Source organism: Micromonospora sp. NPDC048040 (assembly GCF_055587185.1).
Window position 1 is genome coordinate 1 of sequence record NZ_JBVJGT010000066.1, and the last position, 17,327, is coordinate 17,327.

General features: G+C 73.4%; 16 protein-coding genes. 6 read left to right on the forward strand and 10 right to left on the reverse strand.

The features are described from left to right. Nucleotides 1-124 precede the first annotated feature (124 nt). The 10 genes from ACZ6O2_RS32255 to ACZ6O2_RS32300 all read right to left on the reverse strand — a co-directional run bounded on the left by ACZ6O2_RS32255 (nt 125) and on the right by ACZ6O2_RS32300 (nt 13,503). The gene (locus ACZ6O2_RS32255; RefSeq protein WP_466025591.1) at nt 125-337 is read right to left on the reverse strand and encodes a hypothetical protein; all 213 of its coding nucleotides are present in this window, start codon (nt 335-337) and stop codon (nt 125-127) included. Between the two features lie 107 nt (nt 338-444). Continuing rightward, nucleotides 445-759: a hypothetical protein gene (locus tag ACZ6O2_RS32260; protein ID WP_466025592.1), complete on the reverse strand. Its 315-nt coding sequence runs from the start codon at nt 757-759 to the stop codon at nt 445-447. Nucleotides 760-830: 71 nt separating this feature from the next. Further along, nucleotides 831-1,364 carry a hypothetical protein gene (locus tag ACZ6O2_RS32265; protein WP_466025593.1) on the reverse strand — a complete coding sequence of 178 codons (534 nt, stop codon included), beginning with the start codon at nt 1,362-1,364 and terminating at the stop codon, nt 831-833. After that, nucleotides 1,361-2,383: an AAA family ATPase gene (locus ACZ6O2_RS32270; RefSeq protein WP_466025594.1), complete on the reverse strand. Its 1,023-nt coding sequence runs from the start codon at nt 2,381-2,383 to the stop codon at nt 1,361-1,363. The genes ACZ6O2_RS32265 and ACZ6O2_RS32270 overlap by 4 nt, the downstream gene beginning before the upstream one ends. Before the next feature lie 1,127 nt (nt 2,384-3,510). Next, nucleotides 3,511-3,813 carry a hypothetical protein gene (locus ACZ6O2_RS32275; RefSeq protein WP_187691940.1) on the reverse strand — a complete coding sequence of 101 codons (303 nt, stop codon included), beginning with the start codon at nt 3,811-3,813 and terminating at the stop codon, nt 3,511-3,513. A gap of 62 nt (nt 3,814-3,875) precedes the next feature. Continuing rightward, nucleotides 3,876-4,805, reverse strand: a complete 930-nt coding sequence (locus tag ACZ6O2_RS32280) for a hypothetical protein (RefSeq protein ID WP_466025595.1) — start codon at nt 4,803-4,805, stop codon at nt 3,876-3,878. 202 nt (nt 4,806-5,007) lie between these two features. Beyond that, nucleotides 5,008-5,931 (reverse strand): glycine-rich domain-containing protein, encoded by a 924-nt coding sequence (locus tag ACZ6O2_RS32285; RefSeq protein ID WP_466025596.1) that lies wholly within the window; start codon nt 5,929-5,931, stop codon nt 5,008-5,010. After that, complete coding sequence (locus ACZ6O2_RS32290) at nt 5,928-7,010, reverse strand: hypothetical protein (protein WP_466025597.1); 1,083 nt, start codon at nt 7,008-7,010, stop codon at nt 5,928-5,930. The genes ACZ6O2_RS32285 and ACZ6O2_RS32290 overlap by 4 nt, the downstream gene beginning before the upstream one ends. Beyond that, entirely contained in the window at nt 6,988-10,767 is a 3,780-nt protein-coding gene (locus ACZ6O2_RS32295; protein WP_466025598.1) for a hypothetical protein, read from the reverse strand. The genes ACZ6O2_RS32290 and ACZ6O2_RS32295 overlap by 23 nt, the downstream gene beginning before the upstream one ends. Next, nucleotides 10,768-13,503, reverse strand: coding sequence for a phage tail protein (locus ACZ6O2_RS32300; protein WP_466025599.1), 2,736 nt, complete (start codon nt 13,501-13,503; stop codon nt 10,768-10,770). It lies immediately after the preceding gene. A 289-nt stretch (nt 13,504-13,792) separates the two neighbouring features. Here ACZ6O2_RS32300 and ACZ6O2_RS32305 point away from each other — a divergent pair, with 289 nt between their 5' ends. From ACZ6O2_RS32305 to ACZ6O2_RS32330, 6 genes are all read left to right on the forward strand, one after another. Continuing rightward, complete coding sequence (locus tag ACZ6O2_RS32305) at nt 13,793-14,656, forward strand: helix-turn-helix domain-containing protein (RefSeq protein ID WP_466025600.1); 864 nt, start codon at nt 13,793-13,795, stop codon at nt 14,654-14,656. A 21-nt stretch (nt 14,657-14,677) separates the two neighbouring features. Beyond that, nucleotides 14,678-14,884: a DUF397 domain-containing protein gene (locus ACZ6O2_RS32310; RefSeq protein ID WP_396878214.1), complete on the forward strand. Its 207-nt coding sequence runs from the start codon at nt 14,678-14,680 to the stop codon at nt 14,882-14,884. Between the two features lie 204 nt (nt 14,885-15,088). Beyond that, complete coding sequence (locus ACZ6O2_RS32315) at nt 15,089-15,424, forward strand: hypothetical protein (protein ID WP_466025601.1); 336 nt, start codon at nt 15,089-15,091, stop codon at nt 15,422-15,424. A 196-nt stretch (nt 15,425-15,620) separates the two neighbouring features. Continuing rightward, on the forward strand, nt 15,621-15,995 hold the full coding sequence (locus tag ACZ6O2_RS32320; RefSeq protein ID WP_465903227.1) for a recombinase zinc ribbon domain-containing protein: 375 nt from the start codon (nt 15,621-15,623) through the stop codon (nt 15,993-15,995). A gap of 53 nt (nt 15,996-16,048) precedes the next feature. Next, nucleotides 16,049-16,279: a DUF397 domain-containing protein gene (locus tag ACZ6O2_RS32325; protein ID WP_466025602.1), complete on the forward strand. Its 231-nt coding sequence runs from the start codon at nt 16,049-16,051 to the stop codon at nt 16,277-16,279. A 174-nt stretch (nt 16,280-16,453) separates the two neighbouring features. After that, nucleotides 16,454-17,308: a peptidoglycan recognition protein family protein gene (locus ACZ6O2_RS32330; RefSeq protein WP_466025603.1), complete on the forward strand. Its 855-nt coding sequence runs from the start codon at nt 16,454-16,456 to the stop codon at nt 17,306-17,308. Nucleotides 17,309-17,327: the final 19 nt, after the last annotated feature.

Sequence of the window (17,327 nt, forward strand, 5' to 3'; positions counted from 1 at the left end):
CGTTGAAGGTCGGGATCACAGGGTGCGGGGGGAAGATCAGGTCGCTCATCTCTCGCTCCTCAGGTCAGGGTCGGGTCAGGTCACGGAAGCGGCGGGCGCGCTCGAGGCGCGCCCGCCGGCTCGGTCAGCGGTACCGCTTGATCTCGACGGTGAACTGGCCGCCGTCGCTCAGCCGCAGCACGATGCCCCGGTCGGTCGTCATGAAGCCGCCGGCCTCCAGGCTCAGCACCTCGTTGATCTCGACGGCCGCGCCGTCGTCCTCGGTCAGCGGCTCCTCGCCCGCCTCCTCGGCGACGGCCAGCAGGGCGCGCTCCAGGATCTCCTCGTAGCTCAGCATCTTGGCTCCTCGTCAGGGCAGGGAGGGGGGCGGAACGTACAACTTCATTGTAGGTAGACGGCAGTCCCGCGTACAAGTTTTATGTACGCCTCAGGCCGTGTAGCGGGTCACACAGGCCGCGAGTCGGGCCGCTCCCCCAGCCGCCGCGCGTCCAGCTCGGCCGCCGCCTCCAGCAGCCACGCCGGCGGGCCCGGCCGCCGGCCGGCGGGGCGCGGCAGCGTCCGGCCGCCCGGCGCGGTCCGCTCCCGCCCGCAGCCCCGGCACCTGGTCGTCAGCCACACCAGGCCGCCGCCCTCGGCCGCCGAGCCGTCGAGCAGCCCCGCGCACCCGTCGCACACGCCCACCGGGCCGGCCTCGGCGGCGGCGGCGAACGCCTCCACGTCGACCAGGCCCTCACGGACCAGCCGCGCGTCGATCGCCACCGCTCACCTCCTCGGCTCCCATGTGGCGCGGGGCCGGACGAAGGTCACCCCCCGCCCGGCCCCGCACCCGCTCACTCCTGCGGACTCGCCGGCAGCGCCAGCAGCTCGGGCAGCGCCAGCCGACCGTCCCGGTAGGCCCGCGCCACCTCCTCCCGGCCGCCCTTCTTGAAGGTCAGCGTCGTCGACGGCGGCGGCGCCTCCGCGACCTTCACGAAGTCGAGGACCCGCCCCGTCTCGCCGTCGACCACCGTGCCGTCCGGCTCGACCCGCATCCGGGCGAGCAGCGCCTTCCGCCACGCCGGCCGCACCTGCTCGACCGGCTCCGGAACGGTCACCTGCACCTCGCTCGGGTGCTCCTCCTTGCACCAGGCCAGGAACCCGGCCTCCTCGACCACGAAGCCCGGCTTCGGCTCGGAGAGCGTCACCTGCGCCACCGCGCCCTCATAGCCCGGCAGCTTCACCTCGATGGTCTTCACGCCCAGCGCCCCGTTCAGCTCGACCAGGCGACCGTCGGCCTCGGCGCGGGCCGCGTCGTAGACCTTGCGCACCTCGTCCATCAGCGCCTTCAACACCGCCGCCCTCATGGCGGCCTGCTGCACGGTCACCGGCCCGCTCCCGCCGTCTCCGGCTCCCGGCCGTTGACCGTCGCCGCGCCGGCCGCCTCGGTCAGCGCGCTGTCGAGCTGCGTGCCCGGGGCCTCGGCCGCCCGGCGCGCGGCCGCGATCTCCGCGCCCCGCTGGTTGAAGGCTTCCCGCAGCTTCTGCGTCTTGCCGAGGCGCTGCGCCCGCTGCCACAGCACGGACAGGTCCTCGCGCGACGAGCACGCCGCGAGGGCCTTCGGCCAGTCGACGTCCTTCGGCGGCTCGCCGTTGTCCAGCCAGTCGAGCAGCTGCAACCCCAGCTCGGCGTCCGGCTTGTGGATCACCTGGTCGGACAGGGCCTCGCACCGGCTCTTCGTCACCCGCAGGTAGTGCGCCTGGTCGAGGTCGCCCACCAGGTCGAACTCGTACTCCAGGCCATCGCGCTGGTCGGGCTGCATGCCCAGCTTGGACACCTGCTTCTTGCCGTCGCTGCCCTCAGTGATCTCGTACTTCTGCTTCGACCGCAGGCACACCACGACGTGCCCGGGGAAGCTCATCAGCGCCTCGATGTACGCCCGCTCGATCGGGCGCACGTCCTTCCAGCCGTCCATCGACCGGCCGCCGTGGTTGCGGGCGAACAGGTCGACCAGCTCCAGGATGCCGCCCGGCCCGAACCAGTAGTGCGACGCCGAGTCGAGCATGAAGCCGGTGAACCCGGCCAGGGCCGCCTCGTCGATCAGCTCCACGAGCTGCCGCGGGTCGTACCGCACCGGGCTGATCTTGGAGAAGCCGTAGCCGCCGGCCTCGTCCGGCGTCATGTCGCCGACGCCCGGCAGCTCCGGGTTGACCGCGTACTTGTCCGCCGAGTCCCGCTCGGTGTCGACGAACGCGATCCGCTCGACGCCATCGGCGACGGTCACCGCGCCGGTCAGCGTGTAGAGCAGCTTCAACCCGGTCAGCGTCTTCCCGGCACCACTCGGCCCGGCGAGGGCGACCCGCGCCTTCGCCTTCTTCCGGCTGGCTGGCATGAACCTCGAAGTCATCTCGTTCCTTTCCACGTGAACGAACGTCCTACATAGACTCTATACGGTCGCTGTCGGGGACTGCGACCCGACACCCTCGACCGACGAAAAAGCACCCGCGCAGCCCGCGCAAGCCTCACTCCCGACAGCGGCAGGCATGCCGCAGCCCGGGTGCCAGCAGATCACCGGCGAGGCCAGCTCGGTGCAACCCGTGCCCTCGCGGTGCCGCCAGTCGTCTCCAGCGGCCACGAGCACGCCGCTGCACGTCGCGCACTGCGCGACGTCGACCGGCGCGAGGATCACCCTCACTCCCCGATCACTCTCCTTCCCTTCTCGGGCACGGCCCGCAGCGCGGGCCCGTGCAGCGGAGCCGACTTCCTACACCCGGGATGGCCACAGGAGCCATTCGGCCCCTCGACGTACCGGTGGTCGACACCGCTCGCGGCGCGGACCCCAACCGGTTCAGGTTCTCTGTATGTCTTGCGTCCGCGTGGCGGACCAACTCGGTCCGCCTGGCGGACTAGTTCTAGTCCGCGACCCGGACTAGAGGCGCCCTTCACTGGTCCGTCCACCGGACTACCAGACCCGGGCGATTCGGACGCGGCTGGTCCGGCACGCGGACCAACTACCCCCAGCTCGGCGAGTCTCGCCAACAGATCCGGCGGCACCCCCATGCGGTACACCGTCCGGGCCTTCTTGCGCCGCGCGTCGGCCACAGTCGGCCGATCGCGCCACACCCACTGACCCTCCAGCTTGTTCAGCCACGCCGCGACCGTCGACCGGGCGAGCCCGGTCCCCTTCTCCAGGTCGGTCAGGCTTGGCGTGAACTGCTCGGGGATCGTCGCCGTGGCCGCGTCGGACCACGTGAGCAGCGTCAGGACGAGTTGCCGGCCGGGAGGGTCGAGCGTGCAAAGCCCGTGCCTCACCGCGCGCTCGACCGTCCACCGGTCCACCATGCAGGCGGCCTCTCTGTGCAGCGCCGCCAGCGCACCGTCGCCCGAACTGGCGTACGATGCGCGTGCGACCCGTTCTACTCCGTTCCGGGTTCACCTTCGGCCCCGCCAGATGACCGCCTGGCGGGGTCGACGCGTTTTCCGGCACCCTACACCCGATGTGTAGGGCCGCAATGGGATCGGCGCTGCTCATACTCACGCCGCTTCGTCGTCGGCTTCCAGGACGTCCCACGGGTCCCACACGATCGTCCGGTTCGTGTCCTCCGCCCAGGCGTAGATCGTGGTCAGCTTCCACTGCGGGTTGTCGCTGATCCTGCCGTCCTCTTTGGGCAGCTGGCCCTTGGACCGCCACTGGTACGGCGTGTTGTCCTTCACGCCGAACATGCGGATCAGCTCCTTGAGGCCGACCATGACCGGCAGCTCCACCGGGCCCGGCTTCATCAGGTCGGCCGCGATGCGCCGCGTGACCGCCTTCAGCTTCGCCTGGTTCACCTTCACTGTTCCTCTCCTCCCACGGCCGGATGCCATACAACATCAATGTACGGCACCGCCGGGGACGGTCAGGCCGCCACCCGGGCGGCGGCGTACGGCGCGGCGCGCAGCAGGTCCCGCGCCAGGTCGAGGAGCGGGCAACGGTCCAGCAGGTGCACCCGCCCGTCGGAGAACACCGACGGCGGCTCCAGCGGCACCTCGTCCAGGAACCGCACCCCGAACTCGCCGGCCAGCTCCTGCCCCGCCTTGTCGTGCATCCACGTCGGCACCAGCGCCCACCGCACGCCCGCCTCCGACAGCTTCGCGGCGACCCACCGCGTCGCCGTCGCGTTGCGCTGCACGTTGGCGACCAACAGCACCAGGTCGCACTGGCGGGCCACCTCGATCTGCCCGACCTCCAGCACCCGGTCCAGGTCGACCACCTTCACGTCGGCCGCGTGCCGGTCGACCGGCCGCAGCGGCTTGAACGGCTCGTCGACCACCCGCAGGCTGTCGGCCGGCGTGCCGAGCCGGTCGTCCACGCCGCCGCGCCCGGTGGCGTCGACGAGCAGCGCCCGTCGCCCGCCCTCGGCCGCGACCAGCGCCAGCGCGACCGCCAGGGTCGTCGCTCCGGCGCCGCCGTGGCCGCCGACCACGCCGACGCGCACCTCGGCCGCCTGCCCCTTGGCCGCCTCGGCGACCAGCTGCCGGACGGCCAGCGCGCCGGTCGGCAGGTGGTACACCGGCACCTCCGGGTAGTCGGCCTGCCAGCCCCGGTACGCGGCGGCCAGCCGGTCACCGTCCAGCTTCTCCGGGGCGACGACCACCATCCGCGGGTGCGCCGGCATCCCGGCCGCCAGCGTCAGCACGCGGGCGTCAACCAGGACCAGCGGCGCACCGCGCCACAGCTCGGCGGTCGGCTTGCCGACCACCACGTTGACTTCCACGTCCGGACCGAGGGCGTCCAGCACCTCGTCCACGTACTCGTGGCCCCAGGCCACGACCAACGGCTTGCCCACTCCAAACCTCCTGATAGGGGCGGCGATACGTACAAAGACATTGTATCGAACTCGGGGCCTGGCGTCAATGTTGTATGTACGGCGGCGCGGCGCTTTGCTCGCCGTCGACCCGGCCCGCTATGCTGGTGTCTCCACGTGAACGCAGCACAGCCCCGGATTTCGCGGTCCGGGGCTGCGCTGTTTCCAAGGCCAGGTCAGGCGGTCAGTAGATGACCTCCACGACCACCAGGCCGCCGCCGCCCTTGCCGCCCGTCCGGCCCGTCGCCTGCGCGATCCCGCCGCCACCGCCGCCGCCGGGGCCGCCCGCGTCGTTCCCGTTCGCGCCGACCGTCACCGGGGCCGCCCCGCCCGCGCCGAGCAGCGAGCTGCCGCCGAACGCCGAGAACAGGTGCCGGCCGTCGAGCGTCCGGCCCGGGCCGCCGGCCTGACCGATCGAGCTCAGCACGTTCCCGCCGGTCGCCGAACCGCCGCCGCCCCGGCCGCCGCTGGTGTCCGTCGTGTTCGCCGTGACCCCGCCAGCGCCGGTGCCGCCGCCCGCAACCCACAACCCGCCGAAGCTCGAATTCCCGCCCGCCCCGGCCCCCGCCGCGGAGGCCGGGCCTGCCGTCCCGGCCGCGCCGACCGTCACGGCCACCTGCGCCGGCAGCTCCGAAGCCGCCCACACGCTCTCGCAGTACCCGCCAGCACCACCGCCGCCGCCCGCGCCGTTGGCACCGGACACGCCGGCCACACCGCCGCCGCCACCGCCACCACCGACCCCGTACGCGCGGATCCACCGCGCGCCGGCCGGCACCGTGAACGTGCCGTCCGCGGTGAACGTCTGCACCGGCCCGGTCGGGGCGCCTGCACCCGGCGAGCCGACCAGGCCGACGATGTGGTTCCCGGCCGGCGGCGTCTTGAGCACCATCACCCGGGCGCGCACCGGCACCGCGCCGATCATCGACGTCACCCGGATCGCCTGGGTGTCGCCGTCGTGCAGCGCCCGGATCGTGCCGTCGCCGGCGACGCTCGTCACCGTCGCCGGCCGCAGCCGCCACGTCAGCCCGAGCCGGACCGCCTTCTCCAGCACCGCCTCGGCGAGCGCCTTCACCGGCACCGCCAGGCCGGGCACCTTCCCGTTGGTCACGCCTCCCCGCCTTCCGTCTCCGGGTACGCCCGCCGCAGCGTGTGCCGCATCTCCCCGCCCGGCACCAGCGGCATCGTCCAGCTGACCTCCAGCCACCGCACGCCGTCCCAGCGCACCACCTCGTAGGCGTCGTGCCGCGGGTCGACCGGCGTGCTCAGCTCCACCACCTCGTACACCGTCTGCTGGAGCCCCAGCGTCCGCGCGTACACCGTCGCCTGCGCCTGCGAGCGCACCTGCACGTCGACCGTCCTCGGCAGCACGAACCCGCGCTGCGCGATCGAGTGCGGCGCCGACGCCGGCACGTCGTACACCCCGACGACCGGCTCCGTGTCCGAGCCCGGATCGTTGGACACCACCACGAAGCGGTTCGGCGCGGTCAGCAGGTCCGTGCCCCGAGAGATCGACCCCCGGATCACCCGGCGGGAGGCGTCGAGGTCGATCGTCACCGCCTGGTCGGCCGGGTCGAACGCCCGCCGCAACCGCAGCCAGCCGCGGTGGTCGAACCACGGCATGAAGTACCCGCCCGACGTCGCCAGGTCCCGCAGCGCGTTCGCCCGGGACGTGCCCGGCGACCAGGCCGCCACCGAGGTGAACTCCGTCGCGTCGACCACCAGCGGCCCGATCGGCAGGCCCTCGACCAGCCGCTGCGCCACCTGGTCGACGAGCTGGCCGCCCGCGTCGAAGCCGACGTCCAGCTCCTGGTCGACCACGAACATCTCGTCCAGCAGCGTCAGCGGCGCCGTCGACCCGGCGCTGGTCACCAGGTCCGACGAGTCCGACACCAGGTAGCGGCCCAGCCGGTACGAGGTGCCGTCGCCCAGCACCATGCGGGGCGCGATCCGGTCGGTCAGCTGGTTGATCCGCTTCGCGTCGTCCACGCCGAGGGTCACCCCGGAGAGCCGCCTCGGGATCGTCGACGTGCTGTCGTGGCTCAGGCTCGGCGAGCTGTCCCGCAGCGGCGTGAGCTCACCCCGGCGCACGCCGGTCCGCCCGTCGATCAGGTCGAAGCGGAACGACGCCGACCGCTGCCCGCGCCAGGCGGGCAGGTCCAGCAGGTCAGGCGGGGGCGCAGATGCCACGGCCGTCCACCTCCCACACGTTGCCCTGCGCGTCGGCGAGCTGCGTCGTGCCGGCCGCCTGCACCTCGAACGCCGGGGCGGCCAGCAGCGGCCCGTCGACGCCCTGCCGCACCTCGGCCCGGGCCACCGTCACGTCGCCGGTCAGCACCACCGCCAGCTGCCCCGGGTCGAACGTCGGCGCTTCCGGCGACGCCGACACCGTGCCGAACGCCTGCCACGCCACCCCGTCCTCCGAGGCCCAGAACTGCACCACGCCCTGGCCGCCGACGTCGTTGCGGTACGTCACCCGCAGCCACCGCCGCTGCCGGGTCACCACCAGCTGCCGCGTCTCGTAGCAGCCGGTGAACCCGGCGCCGCCCCAGATGTTGAGGCAGGTCGACGCCCGGTCGGCGGTCAGCTTCCACCCCGTCGCCGCGGTGCTGTCGGTGCGCCGCAGCTCGGCCGTCCACTGGTCGCCGGTCGGCCGCAGCTCCACCCGCAGGTCCAGGTCGTTCGACACCGGCTGCTGCACGGAGAAGCTGGCGACCTTGACCGTCGGGGCCGCGTTCGTGTTCCCGGCCGTCAGCACGCCCCGCACTCCGACCTGGCCGACGCCGGCGATGGCGGTGTCCTTCGCCGACTGCTCCCACCGGGCCATGTCCTGCCCGTCCGGCCACACCGCGACCCGGATCGCCGCGTCGCGGACCTGCAACCGCATCCAGTACCAGGGCCCCGCCTGGTAGGCCAGCGCGGTGCCGAAGCGGTCCTTCACCGTCGCCAGCGCAGTCACGGTCGTCAGCACGCCGCCCACGATCCGCTCGATCGAGACGCCCAGCTTGCCGTCCGTCTGCGCGGCCAGCCGCGCCCGGTAGTGCGTGTTGCCGTTGACGTGCCGGCCGACCAGGTACGCGTTGATCGGCTGGCCCGTCGCCACCGCGTTGAACTGGAACCGCGCCTCGATGTCGACGTCCTCCCAGCCCGCGCCGACCACCGCGGTGTGCGCGGCGCCGCCGGCCAGGTTGATCGCCGCTGCCTCGGCGGCCACCGAGAAGTCCGCCGCCGCGCCCTCGATGATCGCCCAGCCGTTCCCCAGGCCGCCCGCCACGTTCCGGCCGAACAGGTCCTCGAACACAAGCGTGGCGAGGCCGGCCGCCGGCACCGGCGTGCTCGCGGTCACCGACGACACCTGACCCTCCGGCCGCAGGCCCTCGCACGCGGCCGGTCCGCCGTCCAACGGGGCCGGCGTCGCCGTCACCTCCACCACCTGCACCTGCGCCAGCTGGAGCTGCCCGGCCTTGCGGCGCTTCACCGACGCGGACGGCACCAGCAGCGCCGACAGCCACCGGTTGTGCAGCTCGTCCCGCACGCACACGTACGGCACCGTGTCCCACGCCAGGTCCCGCAGGTCGCGGAAGCCGCGGTCCATCGTCTCCGGCGGCACCGCCGCCTGGTTCACCAGCACCGTCCGGGTGAACTCGACGCCGCCGCGCTCCAGCGGCCGGAACGCCGTCCGGTAGTCCCGGTCGAACATCTCCTGCAGCTCGACCTGGCCCGCCTCGGGGAACGTGAACTCCTCCACCGACGACCGGTCGAAGTTCTCGACGTACGCCAGGTTCCCGGCCGGGTTGTGGTTGCTGGTCAGGATCAGCACGCCCGTGTCGACGTTGCGGCCCTCCACGCCCGGCGCGGCGATCGTCGCCGCCACCGGAGGTGACCACGGCCCGGCGATGCCGAGGCGGTGCACCATCCTGATCCGGTACCGCGACTCGACGCCCACCCGGGCCTCGTAGTCGTCGACCGCCGTCACGGACGGCTCGACCACCCGGGCGATCGTCTCCCACTCGTCGGCGGCCATCGTGTCGTCCTGGCGCTGCACCTCGTAGTGCCCCCAGCCGGCCACCACCGCCGTGTTCACCGCCAGCCACGACAGCCGGTGGTAGCGGATGCCGGTCGGGATCTTCGCCGCCGGCCGGTTGCACTGGTCGTCGACGACGGTCAGCGGCTGCACGGCCGGCTGCACGTCGAGGCCGAGCACCGCGTCCATCTCCTGCGCGAACATCAGCGTCAGGTCCGCAGCCTGGTCCCGCTGCCCGTCGTACGCGGCGTACACCAGCTGGTCGTCGCCGTAGGTCGAGGCGGCAGCGCCCCCGATTCCGCTGCCCTGGGACCCGTACGACTCGATGGCCGGGTCGGCGTCCGCGCCCAGCACCTGCCACGGCGCCTGCGGGTCGGCGTTGCTCGTGAACGCCCACCACGAAATGTCGCCCACCCCGTCGGACAGGTACGGCGGGTCCAGCCGGATGGTCACCTCCCGCCAGCCGTCGGCGATCTCCGGCAGCGCGTCGAACTCCTCGACCGTGATCCGCCCGACCGGGCCGAGCCGCCTGTCCAGGTCCTCCGCGCCGACCAGCGCCAGCTCCAGCGCGTCCTTCGTGCCGGGCAGGTGCCGGGCGTAGAAGCGGGCCCACACCCAATCGCCCATCTGCGACTCGACGACGTGCTGGAAGGTGTCCCACCCGGTCGTCGCGCTGGACACGCTGGCCACGACCTGCTTCATGTAGGTGTGGCCGCTGAGGTCCGGAACCCCCGGCGCGCTCGCGCCCGTCATCATCTGGATCGACGGCACCTCCTGGACCGCCTCCACGGTCGGCGTCTGCTCGGCGCGCAGCGTCTTGCGCAGCAGCACGCCGCGGTGCGCGGGGAACTCCTCGACCGGCCCCAGCCGGTCCAGCCGCACCGGCACGGGCGACGCCACCGACTTCTGCCCCACGTACGCCTGCCCGACCGTCACCGCGTACTCCCGCCCGGCGGTGAGCTGCGCGTCGGTCGTGTCCATCCCGAGCAGCGGCACGTCGAAGTACCACCCGGTCACGCTGGTGGCCCCCGGCCCGATGATGGTGCCGGGGCCCTGCGAGATGTCCAGGCCGCCGGCGGCGAGCCGGTTCTCCACCCCGTACGTGACCTCCAGCGCCAGGTAGTGCACCCGGAACTGCGCCGCCGCCACGGCGGCCGCGCTGACCTGGAGCCGCACGTTGACGTTCGTGCCGCCGGACGCCTGGAGCGTGTTCAGCCCGGCCACGCCGTTGCCCGTCTGCCACCGCCACGGTGCCCGGCCCCGCTGCGTCGTCGGCGCCGCCGCCGTGTCCCACCACGGGTTCAGCTCGCCCAGCCGGGCCCGGCCGATCACCGTCCCGGCGCTCTGGTCGGCGGGCCCGTTCAGCGTCTCGTCCATGATCCAGTTGACGCCCGACGACGGGCGCTCGAGGCCGAGGGTGACCGCCGGGGCCAGGTCGGCGAACGGGCCCGAGATCACGTAGAGCACCGACACGTCGAGGATCCGCCGGCTGCTGATCTTCGGCGGCAGCGGCTTGCCGAACCAGAACCGGGCGGCCGCGTTCGGGCCCGTCAGGGCGACGTACCGCGGGTCCGCCGGGCTGCTCACCGCGTCGGCCGCCGTCGTCGCCCCGCCGGCCAGCGCCGCGCCGGCCAGCACGGCCCCCTCCGCGCACGGGATGACCAGCTTGCGGACGGGCCCGGTGCCCGCCACCCGGTCCGCCGGGTACAGGTTGACCAGCAGCTCCTTGCGGTCCGGCAGCCCGGGCGGCGGGTTCGACAGCTGGAGCCGCACCCGCCGCAGCCCATTCCCCGCCGCGTGGGTGGTGCGCGCCCGGAACGTGTAGCCGACCTCGCTGCCCGTGTCGAGCTGCACCTGGTCCGCCACCAGCGGCGCCCACTGCATCCCCAGCACGTAGGGCCGGTCAGGGTTGTACTCGCCCACTCAGATCGTCCTCACTGTCGTGGCCACGTCCCTGCGGGCCAGCGTCTCCAACACGCCTTCGCCGACCGCCCGGCCGGTGTCCAGCGCCTCCTGCCTGGTCGGCACGACACCCTCGAAGGTCACGCGGATCGCGTCGCGCCCGAACACCACGGACGCCCCGCCGCCGCCCTCGCCGAGCAGGCGCATCAGCCCGGACTGCTCGGCCAGCTCCCGCGCACGGCGCGGCCGGGTCAGCGGCACCACCACCTCGTCGCCGGCCTCGCCGCCGACGAACAGGGTCGGCCGCCGCAGGATCGCGCCGTTGGCCAGCATCGGGATGCGCGGCAGCGACCCGGGGAGCTTGGCGTCGATCGACGCGATACCCGAGTTGATCTTGCCGATGACCCGGTTGATGAACCCGCGGATCGCCGACGTGATCGACCCGGCGACGTCCCCGATGAACCCGCCGACGTTCTTCAGCCCGTTCATGAACCCGCTGATGAGGCTCCGGCCCGCCGACACGAACTTCCCGGCCAGGCCGGAGAGCCGGCTCGGCACGCTGCTGATGAACGACACCAGGGAGCTCACGCCGCTCGACGCCGCGCTGCGCGCCGCGCTCAGCGCCGACGACAGGGCGCTGGCCATGATCCCCGGCAGCCGCGACAGGCCCGACATGACCCGGCCCGGCAGCGCCGTCACGAACGACACCACGGCGTTGATGCCGGCGGTCGTCAGCGACCGGGCGCTCGCCCACAGCCGGGAGAAGAACCCGGCCAGCAGGCCCGGCAGCGCCGCGATGCCGCTCAGGACCATGCCGGGCAGCTGCGTCACCGAGAAGATCAGCAGGCCGATCCCGACGCCGACCGCCTGCAGAGCCATGTCCAGCGCCGACGTGAACAGGTTCCACAGCATCGACGGCAGGCTCGCCAGGAACGCGCCGATCTTCCCCGGCAGCTCGGCGAACCACGTACCGATCGACTGGAAGAACCCGACCACCGCGTTCCACGCCGACGAGAACGCCCCGCCGATCGCCGCGCCCACCCCGGCCCAGTCGATCCCGTTCAGCCAGGCGGCGACCTTGCCCAGCCACTCGGCCACGCCCGTCAGCGGCGACAGCAGCCACGTCAGCCCGTTGGCCAGCGCCTGGACCAGCGGGACCACGGCCTGCGAGGCGAGGAACCCCAACAGCAGCGCCGCCACCTTGATGAGCGGCGCCGCCAGCGCCACCGCCACGCCGGCGAGCTGCGCCACCAGCTCGATCAGCGGCGTCAACGCCACCACGATGTCGACCAGCGGCGGCAGCAGCGACACGATCGTCGGGATCAGCGGCATCAGCGCCTGCACCAGCGTCCCGATCAGCGGCCCGACCGCCGTGAGGACCGGTGCGAGAGCGGTGCCCAGGGCGGCGACGATCTGGCCCAGCGGCGGGCCCAGCTGGGTGAACAGCTCGGCGAGCAGCCCGGCGATCGGGGCGAGGACCGCGGTGAGCGTCTGCCCGATCTGGAGCAGCACCGGCCCGAGCGCGGTCACGATCGGGCCGAGCAGCGGGCCCAGCGCGGTGAGCGCCTGCGCCAGCGGCCCGATCAGCATGGCGATGAGCTGGCCGAGGACCGGCAGGACCGGGGCGATCGCCAGGGCCACCGACGCGATCACCTGACCGATCGGGGCCAGCGCCGGGACGAGGGCCTGCAACGCCGGGACCAGCGCCTGCGCGATCGGCAGCAGCGCCGGCACCAGCGTCGAGCCGATGGCGCTGAGCAGCCCACTGATGACCGGCTTCAAGCCCGACGCGAGCGTGGAGACCGTCTGGAAGATGCCGGTCAGCGCAGCGCTGCCCTCGGCCGACGCGAAGAACTCCCGCAGCGTGCCGGTCAGCAGCGTCAGCGTCCCGAGCAGGCCGCCTCCGCCAGCCGCCGCGCCGGCCGCCTGGAAGACGGAGCTGAGGATCGCCCCGACGTTCCCCGCGATCTGCCCGAGCTGGCGCAGCACGCCCAGCGCCGTCTGGATCGCCGCGGTGGCCGCGCCGCTCTGCGCCATCGACGACAGCCACGCGCCGAACTTCGCGCCCAGCCCGCCGGCCACGGTGGACAGCTGGCTCACCGCCGGGAGTCCCACCACGGCTATGTCGCGGAACCCGGCCAGCACCGGCCCGACCGCCACGCCGAGGTTCGCCACCGCCTCCCGCGCGGACATCAGCACCCCGCGCAGCACCGACACGGTGGCGCCCTCGCGGGCGAATTCCAGCGCCCGCCGCGCCACGTTGCCGTACTCGGCGGCGACGCCGGCCAGGCCGCTGCGCAGCGGCCCCGCCAGCACCCCGGCGGTCGCTTGGATCTGCCCGACCATCGGCGCGGCGAACGCGTCCTGCGTCGCCGTCCGCACACCCTCGATCGCCGGGCCCACCGCCTTGAACTCGCGGGCCAGCTTCTGCGCCTGCGGCGACAGGTTCTCCAGCGCCTTCTCGAACGCCTTCGCGTCCCCCTCGACGACCGCGCCCATCGCGTCGCCGAAGCCCGACGTGGCGATCTTCAGCGCGCCCATCGCCGCGCCGTAGACGCCGGCCGCGGCGGGAATGGCGAACGCCGCGCCGCCGACCTGCGCCAGCGCACCGGCCAGGCTGACCAGGCTGCTCGTCGCCTGGACGGCGATCCCGCCCAGCGCGCCGACCTTCAGCGCCGACCTCAGCCCGCGCCTCAGGTCCGGCGCGAACTTCTTTACGTCGCCGATGATCTCGATGTACGCACGCCCCAGCGCCACGCCCCCAGCGTAGGCCAGTTTCGGCGGTCGCAATCGTCCACTGCGGCCGTACTGCGCTGCGCCAGTGAGCTGCCGACATGACGAAGGGCCCCGGTGACGCAACCGGGGCCCTTCGCAGGGCGCTCATCCAGCGAGCCCGACCCGTTCCGCGCCGGATCTGGGATCAGCGTAGCGACGACGCCAGGAGTGCCGGAAGCCCAGCGCGTACCGCCTTTCGCCCGTCGCGCGTACCCTCACCACAGGCGGGTGCCAAACGGGCACCGTGCCAACGGTCGGAGGTGCAGCCCCCGTGATCTCCCCCCTCGCCCGACGCCTGCGACTCGGCAGCGCGCTGCGCGAGCTGCGCGACGCCGCCGGCATGACCGGCGCGGAACTCGGCCGCGCCGCCGGCCTGGACCGCACCGTCGTGTCCAAGGTCGAGAACGGCGAGCGCCGGCCGCTCGACACCGTCCTCCGGCTCCTCGACGTCCTCCTGGCCGAAGGCGACGAGCGGTACCGGGCGCTCCAGCGGGTAGCCCGCGACGGCCTCGCCCGTGGCTGGTGGACCACACCGGACTTCGCCGGCATGGGAGCCCGGCAGGCACGCACCGCCGAGATCGAGTCCGGCGCCCGCGCCATCCGCGAGTACCAGAACTCCCTGCTGCCCGGCCTGCTCCAGACCGAGGCGTACGCCCGCCACCGGGGCCAGGTCGCGCTCGACGACGGCGCGGACTTCGACCTCGGCGGCACCGTCGCCGGCAGGCTCCGGCGGCAGCAGCAGATTTCCGGCCCCGACGGGTCGGAGTACGACGTCGTGCTGGAACCGCAGGCGATCGAGCGGCTACCCGTGCCGCCCGCCGTCATGCGGGAGCAACTGCACCACCTGCTCACTCTGGCCACGACCAGGGAGAACATCAGCGTCCGCGTCCTGCCGGTTGACGCCCGGCTCGGCCGCGGGTACGTCCCCCGCTCCCCGTTCTCCCTGTACGCCTACCCGGACCCCGAGGACCTGACGCTCGTCGCCGTCGACACCGTGACGGCCGACCTGCTGGTCACCGAGGCCGGAGAGGCGCAGCGGTACGCGCGGCTGTTCGACCAGCTGCGCGACGCCGCGCTGTCCGAACAGGAGAGCGCGGACCTCATCCAGAAGGCGGCCGAGGGCCTGGCCGCCTAAGCCTGACCCGAGGAGTCCCCCATGTCCGAAGCAACGTTCCATCCCTGGCGGAAGTCCCGCCGGTCCGACGGCGGCCAGAACTGCGTCGAGGTGTCCGACGCCGTTGACGGCTCCGCCGCCCGGGTCCGCGACAGCAAGGACCGCTCCGGCCCCGCGCTCGCCTTCGACGGCGCGAGCTGGACCGCGTTCATCGCCGGGGCGAAGGCGGGCCAGTTCGACCTGGCCTGACCCGCTCCACCTCGGAGGGCCGGCACCGCACGGTGCCGGCCCTTCGCGCGTCCACCCCCGACAGACACGCGCTGTCAATCCGCGCGTTCCCCTTGTGACATAGACCGGCTCCGTGCCATGCTGGCACCGTGCCAGCCGGCACGTTGCCAACTCAGCACCGTGCCAAGACCATCCGCGAGAGAGCAGCACCCCAGGGGGCGTCTCATGGTCACAACCGGTCTACGCGCACCACTCACAGCCGTCTCCACGAGGGACGCGCCCCGGCCGCCGCTACGCCCGGCCGACGCGCCGCCGCCACCGCCCGGCGAGGTCGTCCCCGGCTACGGGTACGTCGTCCTCACCGCCGCCGAGCGGCTGACCGTCGCCGGCCACATGCTCGCCGTCCACGAGCCCGACGGCCCGGCCCTCCAGCTGCGCCGCGCCTGGCCGTTCCTCGCCGTCAACGACCGCGCCTGCGAGTGGTGCCACAACCCGTGGCCGTGCAGCGCCGCGAGCTGGGCGGAGCAGGTCCGGGTCGACGCCTTCGGGTGGGCGCTGTGACCCGCCCCGGCCGCCACCGCTGGCTGCCCTGGCGTCGCCGCCGCACCACCACCCCAGACCACCGGCCGCCGGGTCCCCCAGCGGCGGCCGGTCCCCCACCTCCGGCCGTGCCGTCCTGGAACGGGCCGACCCTCATCCTCTCCACCACGGTGCTCACCACGCCCGCGCAGCGGTGGCGCGGCAACGGGGGGCGGCCATGAACGCCACCAGCTCCCGCCTCGTCTCCGGCGGCGCCCTCTACGGCCGGGCCGCCGCCTGGAACCCGCCGCCCATGACCGCCAGCACCGACCCGTACCTGCTGCGCGTCCTGCTGTGGTGCGGCCGGTGCGACGTGCCCATGCACCCGCACCCCCACAGTGGCGAGCGCACCTACAAGTGCCCCCTCGGCTGCCGCAAGGTCCCCTTCTCCGCCGAGGCCGTCGAGGCGGTCACCTGGACCGCCGCCGAGCGCCGCGCCACCGTCTCGGCGATCGCCCCGCCGTACCGCAAGTCCGTGCTGGAGCAGCTGCTCGTCAAGGTCGTCGTCCGCGCCAACACCCCCGACGACCTGCGCTTCATCTGGCGCACGTAGACCCGCCCGGCCGCGACGGGAGCGGCCGGCGAGCAACCCGAAGGAGCACCACCATGGAGCAGGAGCAGCCGCAGCGAGAGCTCGGCGTCTGGTTCAAGTCCACCAAGTCCGGCCCCAACTGCGACAACAGCGTCCTCGTCCGCTACCAGGGCGGCGGCGTGGTCGAGACGCTGGACAGCAAGAACCCCGCCGGCCCGGTCCACGTCTGGGACGCCGACGAGTGGGACGCCTTCGTCGCCGGCGCGAAGGCGGGCGAGTTCGACCTGCCCGCGCACGCCCGCTGACCCGGAGGCCGGCCCCAGCGTCGTGGCCGGCCTCCGCACGACCCCCGCCGGTCGCCGCTGTCCGCGCAGCGGCGGCCGGCGGGCCTGCTTCCAGGCCCGCACCAGTCACCCCGGGCCGCTACCGTAGAGCCGCTGTCCCCCGACAGACGATCCACGCTGCCGGGAGGACACACAGTGGACATCATCAGCCGCGCCGAATGGGGCGCCCGCCCGCCCGAGTCACGCTCGACCGTGCCCTGGTCGCAGCGGACCGTCTTCATGGGCCACTACTCCGCCGCGAGCGCGACGCAGACCCCCCGCCAGATCCAGGACTACCACATGCGGGTCAAGGGCTGGTCGGACATCGGCTACAACTTCCTCATCAACAGCGTCACCGGCCTGCTCTACGAGGGCCGCGGGTGGAACGTGCTCGGCGCGCACTGCGCCGGCCACAACACCGAGGCCATCGGCGTCTGCATCATCGGCAAGGACCAGGCCGGCAAGCAGGACGTCTCCGACGCCGCCCGCCGCGCCTTCAAGTGGCTCTACGAGGAGGCCAACGACCGCAAGGGCAAGCGGCTCACCCTCCTCGGCCACCGCGACCGCGGGAACACCTCCTGCCCTGGCGACGAGATCTACGCCTGGCTGCACGCCGGCCTGCCCGTCGTCGGCCGACCGACGCCCACGCCGTCGCAGCCGCCGGCCGCCGGCAAGCCCGCGCCCGGCACGCCGATCGCGTTCCCCCTGCCCGCCGGGTGGTACTTCGGCCCGGCGTCCGGCCCCGCCTACTCGGTGTCCGGCGCCCACGAGCGCTACTTCCGTGGCCACACCGACCGCTACTGGCTCCAGCAGTGGGGCACCCAGCTCGCCCGCCGGGGCTGGTCGGTCGGCAAGGGCAAGACGTGGCTCGGCAGCGCCGGCAACGACGGCATCTACGGCGCCGAGTACCGGGCGCTCGCCGAGGCGTTCCAGCGCGACCAGCACCTCGACGTCGACGGCCTGATCGGCGCCAACACCTGGAACGCCGCCTTCAAGAACCCCGTTACCTGAGCGTCGCGCCGTTCCACTG

Excerpts from the sequence above, each read along its gene's own strand:
- ACZ6O2_RS32320 (WP_465903227.1), top strand. The coding sequence starts at position 15,621 with ATGAACGCCACCAGCTCCCGCCTCGTCTCCGGCGGCGCCCTCTACGGC.
- ACZ6O2_RS32255 (WP_466025591.1), bottom strand. The coding sequence starts at position 337 with ATGCTGAGCTACGAGGAGATCCTGGAGCGCGCCCTGCTGGCCGTCGCC.
- ACZ6O2_RS32315 (WP_466025601.1), top strand. The coding sequence starts at position 15,089 with ATGGTCACAACCGGTCTACGCGCACCACTCACAGCCGTCTCCACGAGG.
- ACZ6O2_RS32310 (WP_396878214.1), top strand. The coding sequence starts at position 14,678 with ATGTCCGAAGCAACGTTCCATCCCTGGCGGAAGTCCCGCCGGTCCGAC.
- ACZ6O2_RS32325 (WP_466025602.1), top strand. The coding sequence starts at position 16,049 with ATGGAGCAGGAGCAGCCGCAGCGAGAGCTCGGCGTCTGGTTCAAGTCC.
- ACZ6O2_RS32270 (WP_466025594.1), bottom strand. The coding sequence starts at position 2,383 with ATGACTTCGAGGTTCATGCCAGCCAGCCGGAAGAAGGCGAAGGCGCGG.